This is a genomic window from Oscillospiraceae bacterium (genome assembly GCA_035353335.1).
In the GTDB taxonomy this organism is placed as follows: Bacteria; Bacillota; Clostridia; order Oscillospirales; family JAKOTC01; genus DAOPZJ01.
The window spans coordinates 23,545-31,402 of the sequence record DAOPZJ010000032.1 but is presented as its reverse complement, the minus strand read 5'-3'; the positions used below and the strand labels follow the sequence as shown (position 1 = coordinate 31,402).

At 51.6% G+C, this 7,858-nt stretch carries 7 protein-coding genes; all 7 read right to left on the bottom strand.

Going from position 1 to position 7,858, the window contains the following annotated elements:
* Window positions 1–82: 82 nt before the first annotated feature.
* The 7 genes from metA to PKH29_07945 all read right to left on the bottom strand — a co-directional run bounded on the left by metA (window position 83) and on the right by PKH29_07945 (window position 7,436).
* Window positions 83–997: a homoserine O-succinyltransferase gene (gene metA, locus PKH29_07975; GenBank protein HNX14777.1), complete on the bottom strand. Its 915-nt coding sequence runs from the start codon at window positions 995–997 to the stop codon at window positions 83–85.
* Window positions 998–1,168: 171 nt separating this feature from the next.
* Window positions 1,169–2,152, bottom strand: coding sequence for an SGNH/GDSL hydrolase family protein (locus tag PKH29_07970; GenBank protein HNX14776.1), 984 nt, complete (start codon window positions 2,150–2,152; stop codon window positions 1,169–1,171).
* Between the two features lie 55 nt (window positions 2,153–2,207).
* Window positions 2,208–3,191: an SGNH/GDSL hydrolase family protein gene (locus PKH29_07965; protein HNX14775.1), complete on the bottom strand. Its 984-nt coding sequence runs from the start codon at window positions 3,189–3,191 to the stop codon at window positions 2,208–2,210.
* Between the two features lie 76 nt (window positions 3,192–3,267).
* Entirely contained in the window at window positions 3,268–4,248 is a 981-nt protein-coding gene (locus PKH29_07960) for an SGNH/GDSL hydrolase family protein (GenBank protein ID HNX14774.1), read from the bottom strand.
* Window positions 4,249–4,263: 15 nt separating this feature from the next.
* A complete protein-coding gene (locus PKH29_07955; protein HNX14773.1) occupies window positions 4,264–5,301 on the bottom strand; it encodes a radical SAM protein in 1,038 nt (345 codons plus the stop codon).
* A 10-nt stretch (window positions 5,302–5,311) separates the two neighbouring features.
* Window positions 5,312–6,352, bottom strand: a complete 1,041-nt coding sequence (locus PKH29_07950; protein HNX14772.1) for a Gfo/Idh/MocA family oxidoreductase — start codon at window positions 6,350–6,352, stop codon at window positions 5,312–5,314.
* A 16-nt stretch (window positions 6,353–6,368) separates the two neighbouring features.
* On the bottom strand, window positions 6,369–7,436 hold the full coding sequence (locus tag PKH29_07945) for an alpha-L-fucosidase (GenBank protein ID HNX14771.1): 1,068 nt from the start codon (window positions 7,434–7,436) through the stop codon (window positions 6,369–6,371).
* Window positions 7,437–7,858: the final 422 nt, after the last annotated feature.

The window sequence follows — 7,858 nt, the reverse complement described above, 5'->3', positions numbered from 1 at the left end:
AAAACTGTAAACGATGTCCTTGCACTACCTGTAAACTATCTTACTACTCTATACATATTATCCGCCCTTACATTGGTGCTCCTCAAAATCCACCGCTCAAATCATAAGGCGTCTCCTGATAAACCGTATTGATCCAGTTGGCAAAAAACAGATTGGCATGTCCGCGCCAGCGGTTGACAGGCGCTTTATCGGGATTATCGTCGGTGAAATAATTGACCGGAATCTCAATCGGTTTTCCCGCCGTGAGATCGCGTATATATTCGTTTTTGAGTGTGTCGGTTTCATATTCGAGATGGCCGAACACAAACACATTCCGGCAGCCGGAAGTCGCGGCGATATCTGCTCCGGCAATTTTCGAAGCCGCCAGAAGCTCAACCTTTTTCTCGGTTGAAATATCCTCTACAGCCACCTCGGTATGGTGCGAATGCGGAATATAAAACATGTCATTAAAACCGCGCAACAGCGGGTGATTCGGTTTCAACGGGCTGCTCTCGAACACGCCGAAGCGCTTTTTATCAAGCGGGTATTTGTTGATACCATGCAGAAGATAAAGCCCTGCCTGTGCCGCCCAACAGATATACAGCGTTGAATACACATGTGCTTTACCCCATTTGACGATGTCGCAAAATTCCTGCCAATAAGCGACTTCTTCAAACGGCAGCGTTTCTACCGGCGCTCCGGTGATGATCAGCATATCGTAATAATTATCTTTAATCGCATCAAATGTCGTATAAAACCGCTCCAGATGTTCGACCGGCGTATTTTTGGGTGTATAGCTTGCCGTCTGCAACAAATCGACTTCGATCTGCAGAGGAGAGTTCCCTAAAAGCCGAAGAAGCTGGGTCTCGGTGGCAATCTTGGTCGGCATCAGGTTCATAATCACAGCCCGCAGCGGGCGGATATCCTGCGCCGAGGCGGTTTCGCGATCCATGACGAAAATATTCTCGTTTTCGAGTATTTCACGCGCCGGCAAATCGAGCGGAATGCAAATCGGCATAAAATGAATCCTTTCAAAAAAGGGTTGAAATATGTCAGAATTATAACATAAACCCGCCCGAAATACAATCTTTGTAATGCGGGCGGGAATCGTACACTGTGGCAGACACAGTGTACGATTAGAATGAATTCACCGATTCCGAATTCTTAATTCTTAATTCTGAATTTCAACTTACCCCAAAAACTTTTTCAACACCGGATATACCGCCATTGCCATACGTTCAAATCCAAGGTCGGTCGGGTGGCAGTTGTCAGGAGAGCAATGCCCGCGAAGCACATCGCCGTAATACTTCTCACCGTCCAAAAACGCCACAAATTTGTCGCCGTTCGCCACTGCGTTTTCATAGGTCTTTTTAATAATGGCGCGGCGGCGGGTGCTGTCAGGGATATCGGCGTCGAAGCTGGGCCGAGTCATCATGATGATCGGCAGGTTCGGATTCTTTGCCCGTACCTTCTTAAAAAACTTTTCGTGGGTCGCTTCCAGATGTTCGGGCGTCGGGGCATTGTAGTCATAGTCGAGCACAAACACACTCATATCGAGATTTGCGATATAGTCGGCGATATTATCCTCACCGCACGCGCTTCCGGAGAAACCGAGGTTGCGGAAATCGGAATCCAGCAGTTCGCAGACCATCGAGACATAGTTGCTTGAGGGCCGGGAAGCGCATGCCCCCTGCGTGATCGAAGAGCCGTAAAACACCACCGGTTTCTGATGGGTATAGGGCTTCGGGGCGCCGATAGTCTTGCCGTCGTTAATATAGAGCTCAAAGCCGGTCACGCCGTTATAAAGCGGCAGATAGAAGCAAATCTCATTCATCTTGCCGTCCAGCGCGTAGTCGAATATAAAATCGCTCTTGCCGACATCGGCCCGCCAGTTTTGCGCAAATTTCCCGTTGACAAATAAATCAACACCCGAGCTGCCCGAAAGCGGCATATGCGGCAGCATGCACGGCTCGAGCAACACCACCCGAGCGCTCAGCCGTTCGCTGTCGGTGCAAAAGCGGATGCGTCCTCCTGCGGCGCATCTGCTGTTAAATGCTACGCCACGGTTGACCTGATCATACAGATCCGGCGGCAGCCGCCAAAGGTTTTTAACACCTATATCGTCAAACCCGTTCAGTATTACCGGTGCGGAGAAAATGTCGACTTTTTTCATGTTATGACCTTCCTTATATGGTTTATAATCTGAACTCTGAATTCATAATTCTGAATTACTCTAAGAATTTTTTCAGCACCGGCAGCACCGCCATCGCCATGCGCTCAAATCCGAGGTCGGTCGGGTGGATGTTATCGGGCGTGCAGCGGTCACGCAGTGCCTTGCCGAAAAATGTCTCTCCATCCAAAAACGCAACCGACTTGTCCCCGTTCGCCACAGCGTTCTCATAGGTCTTTCTCACGATGTCACGGCGGCGGATGCTGTCGGAGATATCGGTGTCGAAGTTGGGCCGGGTCATCAAAATCACCGGAAGCTTCGGATTTCTCTCCCGAATCTGCTTAAAGAATTTCTCATGGGTCGCTTCCAGATACTCGGGAGTCGGGGCGTTGTGGTCATAATCCATCACGAACACGCTCATGTCGAGATTCGCGATGTACTCGCAGATGTTGTCCTCCCCGAGCGCGGATGCGGAGAAGCCGAGATTGCGAAAATCTGTGTCGAGCAAGCCACATACCTCGGCGATATAGTTGCTTGAAGGCCGCGAAGCGCAAAGACCCTGGGTGATCGAGGAGCCGTAGAAAACCACGGGTTTGGTATAAGTATAGGGCTTCGGCGTGCCGACGAAAGCTCCATCGTCAACATACACCTCGAAGACCGCAACTCCGTTGCATAACGGCAGATAGAAACAGAGCTCGTTTTTCTGCCCGTTCAGAGCATATTCGAATTCGAACTTCTGTCTGCCGAGATCCGGCCGCCAGTTTAACGCAAACCGGCCATTGACAAACAAGTCCACGCCCGAGCTGCCCGACAGCGGCATATGCGGAAGCAGACATTCCTCGGTCACCATCACCCGGCAGCTCACTTTTTTGCTGTCGGTGCAGAATCGGATCCGCCCGCCCGCGGTTTGCCTGCTGAGTTGTGTTACTCCCATGTTGACTTTGTCATGCAGCTGCAGGGGCAGCCGCCAAAGGTTTTTTACGCCCTCGGCGTCAAAGCCGTGCAGTGAAACCGGCGCAGAGAAAATGTCGATCTTTTTCAAATTGTGGCCTTCTTTATTGATTTAAATATCATGATGGTTTTGATTCGGGCGGATAATATCCGCCCGTATAAAAAATTTAACCCAAGAACTTCTTCAGCACCGGCAGCACCGCCATCGCCATGCGTTCAAACCCGAGGTCTGTCGGGTGGCAGTTGTCGGTCGTACAGTGGTCGCGCAATACGTTGCCGAAAATGGTCTCACCGTCTATAAATTCGACCAGTTTGTCGCCGTTTGCAACGGCGTTGTCATAAGTTCTCTTGATAATTTCACGGCGGACGATACTTTCGGGGATGTTGAGATCAAAGTCGGGGCGGGATATGATGATGATCGGCAGGTTCGGATGTTTCGCCCGAATCTGCTTAAAAAACCGCTCGTGGGTCTGTTCCAGCCGTTCGACCCAGGCGTTGTGGTCATAGTCGAGTACAAACGCGCTCATCTCGAGATTTGCGATATAGTCGGCGATGTTCTCCTCGCCCAGCGCGTTTCCGGCAAATCCGAGGTTACGGAAATCGGCGTCGAGCATCTCGCAGACCATCGCGGTATAGCTGTTTGTGGGCTTCGAAGCGAATGCGCCCTGCGTGATCGAGGAGCCGTAAAACACCACCGGCTTCGGGTAGGTGTAGGGCCTTGCCGCACCGATAAAAGCGCCGTCATCGACATACAGTTCGAATTTGGCGACTCCGCTGTAGAGCGGCAAATAAAAGCAAATTTCTTTTTTCTCACCGTTCGTATTATATTCAAACTCGTACAAGCTTTTGCTGAAATCCGGCTTCCAGTTCTGCACAATCCGGCCATTGACGGAGAGATCAACGCCGGAACTGCCCGAAATCGCCATATTCGGATACACATTCTCCTCGCAGAGAGTCACCCGGACGCTCAGTTTTCGGCTGTCGGTGCAAAAGCGGATGCGGCCGCCGGAGGTGTGCTTGCTCAGCTTGGCAATACCGATGTTGATGAGATCATGCAGATCGGGCGGCAGCCGCCAAAGGTTTTTATAACCCTCGGCGTCAAAGCCGTGCAGCGAGACCGGTGCGGAGAAGATATCGACTTTTTTCATACGAATCCTCCTAACTCATATCAGCTGTTCCAAACGAGGCAAGGCATGGGCGAAAAATTGTTGATATCCCTTGCAAAGCTCGTTGATTCCGTTGTTGTTCCGTTCACGAAGGCATCCGTTTTTACAGATCGTATAAAATTCGCATTTTATACATTTTTCCGGGACATTCCGCGACTGACATACAAGCTCTCCCGCTTTACGTTTTTTCGCAAGTGCCGCAAATCCGTCCTTGATATTGCCGAGCCGATGTTTTTCCATCACATAAAAATCGCAGGGATAGACGCCTCCGTCGGCCTCGACCACATACTGAGGCGCGCACTCGCCGCACATGCCGCAGGTCGGCGCGGGAAGTCCGGCCAAGATCTGTGCCAGATCGTCAAAATACCGGATCGTCACATCTTTGCCCGCCGTAAAATCGGCAATCCATAAATCAAACAGCGTACATAAAAAGTTCCCGAAAGCCTCTGTCGTAAGCTGCGATTTTTCCCCGTATGTTCCGAGCTGCGGAATATACTGCTGGTATAGATAGCCATTCTTTATATATTCCGTATAAATCTCGGTGATATTTTCAGCCACCTCGGGCGTCACAACCGTTAGAATATTGAATTTTACATTGTGTTTCCGGAGAATCTCCGCCGCCCGACCCACCCGGTCAAAGGTTCCGTTTTTTCCTTGAACGCGGTACAGATCATGAGTCTTTTTCACCCCGTCCAGCGACAGCCCGACCAGAAAATCATGTTTTGCGAAAAACTCTGCCCATTCGTCATCGAGGTTCAGCCCGTTGGTCTGAACGGAATGATGAAATATCGTTTTGGGATAATCCCGCTCGATATCGATCAGCGCCCGATAAAAATCCAACCCGACCAGCGTCGGTTCGCCGCCCTGAAAGATTAAATCGCACTGCACAGGAGAATACCGAACGGCCTCACGCACAACCGTTTGAAGTGTTTGTAAAGACATAAAGCCCACGTTTACGTCCCGCAACTCAGCCGTATCGCGGTAAAAGCAATACCGGCAATTCATATCGCAGGCGCCGGACGCGGGCTTTATCATCACAACCATGTCAGAACTTGATGCAGATGCCCTCGTTGCCCGACCTGAACGCTGCGTCGATGACCTTCATCACACGCAGCATCTCGTCATGCCGGACGAGCTGCGGGCACCTCCCCTCGACTGCGTCGAGGAAATTGCGGGAGAAATCGACCACATCGGTCTTGACGTCCGGCAGCGCAAGCTCCTCGACACTCTCGCGGGGCCGCGGTGCCATAGTCTTGGTGGGGCCGCCCTCGGTCCATACGACACCTTCTTCCCAGACCATCTCCAGCGTCTTTGATTTCTTGATTTTTCCGCCGCAGTTCCAGTCGTCGACGACCATCGTGCCGTGGTCGCCGTGAACATGCCAGCGCGGAAGCGGTAAGAAGCAATATGTATCGATCTCAATCAGCGCCGAAAGGCCGTTTTTGAACTTCAACAGCAACTTGAAATTGTCGTCGACATCATATTTTACCTTGAGCAGATGACAGTAGACTTCGGTGACCGGGGGCTTTTCCATCCATAGAATCTGATCTAACAGGTGAATGCCCCAGTCGTAGATCATTCCGCCGCCGGCTGCGGTCACGCAGCGCCAGTCGCCCGGGATGCCGCGGCAGCCCTGAACCCGACTCTCGATATAAAACGGTTTGCCGATCATACCACCTTCAACAGCGGTTTTCACGGTCACAAAATCGCGGTCGAACCGGCGATTTTGGTGTGCTGAAAAGATTTTCCCTGTCTTGTTCGCCATTGCGAGCACTTTTTCGAGTTCCGCAGCGTTCATCATCACCGGTTTTTCGCATAACACATTTTTTCCGGCTTCGAGCGCCGCGAGAGAGTACTTGCAATGAAAATTATTAGGGGTAGCGACGACGATGATATCAATGTCAGGCATTGCAAGCAGTTCTTCGGCGCTTCTGCAGGCAACCAGCCCGTCTTTTTCGGCTTTCTCCAGCTTCACCGGATTGATGTCGTAAGCGGCGACGGCCTTTGCCCTTCCGGTCTCCTCAAACCGCTGCGGATGCCAGCCGCTGCCCATTCCGCCGTATCCGATGATTCCTACCTTGTGCATTGTTAATATTCCTCCGTTATTTTTTACCTTTGAAATGATAAGCTTTGATCTGTGCCATGCGCTCAAAATAGACATCCGGCAGCTCGCCCGAAGGCATCGGCCCGACGTTTGTCAGGAAGTTACCGCCCATCGCATGTACGGTCTCATAAGTCTCACGCCACCATTCGAAGCTCTTGTACGGATGAACCGTATAACCCCAGCCGTGGTCATTCAGGAGATGACAGACCTCCCACCAGCCCTCCGGCGCGGTCTTCGGAATTGAACACTCGGGGGTAGAGAAGTCGCCTTTGCCGTGCATGCGCGGATTGATCAGAATCTGCGGCTGTAAAGCGCGGATCTCCTCAATGGTGATCGGATCGGGGTCGTCTTCTCCCACACCTCGCCCGTCGAACCAGATGATATCAATTTTACCGTAGCGTGTCAACAGTTCCAGTGTCTGTCCGCGAATCAGCTCGATATAGGCCTTCTTGTGTTCGGGCGGCATCACGGGCAAGCAATCGATCGTTTGCAGGTCAAAGTTTTTCAAAACCCGGCTGCCGTCGGGATTTCTGCCGCAGTTGAAGCTCATATTATCGCGGTTAAAATACCAATCCGGCGGCGAATAATACAAGCCGATCTTCATGCCGACCTTGCGGCAGGCGTCGACATATTCGCCCACGAGATCGCGCCCGTGAAGCGAGTGCGCTGCGCCGAATTCACCGTATTTGCTTGGGAACAGTGTGAATCCGTCGTGGTGCTTGGTAGTCAGAACGGCATATTTAAATCCTGCCTCTGCTGCCGCGCCCAAAAATTTCTCGGGCTCGAACTTGTCCGGATGGAATTTTGCGATGCCCCCTTCATAATACTGTCTTGGTGTGACTTTAGGATATCCGGGCAACGGTGCGTCCCAGACAAAATCCTGCATCATCCCCCATGAGAGGTCGGTGTTTCCGAACACTGAGGCGATGCCCCAGTGCAGAAAAAGACCCAGACCCGCGGCGGGAAACCACTGTGCGTCGGGGTGGGTGTTGCGTTCAAACGGTTTTGAGATTGCGGACGCGCCGATGATTGCATGTTCGGCGGCCGCCTCTTTGGGTGAAGACAAGTTATTTACCTCGTTTATATATTTTCAATGTAGGGGCGATACGGGTACCAGCCCGCTGTGGTCGCCCGTAAGTTTTTCTTTTAAGGAATGGTACAGCGTAGCTGTGATGAGGAGGTTCCTTGCTTCCCTTGTCAAAGGGGAGGCAAGGAAATTCACAATGTGAATTTCCATGGCCTTTCAGCGGTGGTGGGATTCCGTTTTAATAGTTTACAAACGTTTATCCAAACTTCATCTGAATTGCAATTTTAAAGGTACTTTTAATCACAGCCCTCTTGCAACATAGTCGTCTCGCTCGTTATTCACTTCGCGATACTCCCTGTTGCGGCGCCTTGAAATCCTCGCTGCATCGCCCACTGGGCGCGCTCGAATTTCAAGCCCACCACATGCCACCCGGTTTGGGTTCAAACGCAATCACCCTGCGC

Coding starts and splice junctions, on each gene's coding strand:
- metA (HNX14777.1), bottom strand. CDS start 997: ATGCCGATTTGCATTCCGCTCGATTTGCCGGCGCGTGAAATACTCGAA.
- PKH29_07970 (HNX14776.1), bottom strand. CDS start 2,152: ATGAAAAAAGTCGACATTTTCTCCGCACCGGTAATACTGAACGGGTTT.
- PKH29_07960 (HNX14774.1), bottom strand. CDS start 4,248: ATGAAAAAAGTCGATATCTTCTCCGCACCGGTCTCGCTGCACGGCTTT.
- PKH29_07955 (HNX14773.1), bottom strand. CDS start 5,301: ATGATAAAGCCCGCGTCCGGCGCCTGCGATATGAATTGCCGGTATTGC.
- PKH29_07950 (HNX14772.1), bottom strand. CDS start 6,352: ATGCACAAGGTAGGAATCATCGGATACGGCGGAATGGGCAGCGGCTGG.